Source organism: Actinoplanes sp. NPDC021490 (assembly GCF_055562135.1).
Genome location: NZ_JBVHFW010000052.1, coordinates 1 through 1,063, shown reverse-complemented (window position 1 = coordinate 1,063; position 1,063 = coordinate 1). Strand labels below are relative to the sequence as shown.

The 1,063-nt window shown below is 68.5% G+C and carries 1 protein-coding gene; it reads left to right on the top strand.

All coding sequences use genetic code 11. From position 1 onward, the window contains the following. Positions 1-204: 204 nt before the first annotated feature. On the top strand, positions 205-1,063 hold an 859-nt coding region (locus tag ACZ3I4_RS47890), incomplete at its 3' end, for a transposase (RefSeq protein WP_465388853.1).

Sequence of the window (1,063 nt, the reverse complement as noted above, 5' to 3'; positions counted from 1 at the left end):
GTCCTCTCCGGCATCTACTTCTCCTCGTCGCGCGAACTGGCTGTACGCCACTTTGTGCCGCGAACGCGAGTCGCCCCGGACCCCCCTGGGAGAGCCGGGGCGACCGATAGGCGCTCAGATCGGCGTACAGGGGGCTTCTAGAAGACTGCTGAAAATCTCGGGTTTTGGCCCCGGCTCGGTCGAGTTGGGACCAGTCTTGTAGGCATGCAGGGGGAATGGGCCGGGGAGCTGGTGGGGCCGGATGTGTGGGAGACCTGCCGGGAGTTGATCCCAGCTGGGAGTGTGTTCGCGTTCCTGGCCGAGCACCGTGAGGTGCTGTTCCCGCCGGGGATGTTCGCGGACATGTATCCGTCGTCCAACGGTCGTCCGAGTCTGCCGCCGCAGGTGCTGGCCGCGACGGTGGTGCTGCAGAGCCTGCAGGGGCTTTCGGACTTCGAGACGGTCCAGGAGTTGCGGTGTGACCTGCGGTGGAAGGCGGCTTGCGGGCTCGGACTGTACGACACCGCGGTCGATCCGGCGCTGCTGAGCTCCTTCCGGCGCCGGCTGCGTCACTCTGCCGATCCGATGCGGATCTTCACCAAGGTCAAGGAAGTCGTGGCCGCGACCGGTGTACTCAAGGGCAGGCAGCGGCGCGCTTTGGACTCCACGGTGCTCGACGACGCGGTGGCCACCCAGGACACTGTCACCCAGATTATCTCCGCGATCCGCCGGGTGGTCCGCGAGGTCCCCGGCGCCCAGGAGGTGGCCGCGGAGCACTGCCAGGCGCACGACTACACCGACCCGGGCAAGCCGAGGAGCGCCTGCGACGACGAGACGGCCCGCGCCACGCTGGTGGACGCGCTGGTCACCGACGCCCTGAACCTGCTCGGGTATCTGCCCGAGCAGACCCTGGGCGAGAAGGCGGCGAACGCTGTTGGCCTGCTGGCCCTGGTCGCGGGCCAGGACGTGGAACCCGCCGAGGACTCCGACGGGCGCGACGGGCGCTGGCGTATCGCCAAGCGCACGGTGGCCGACCGGACCGTGTCCACCGTCGACCCCGACGCACGGCACATTCACAAAAACC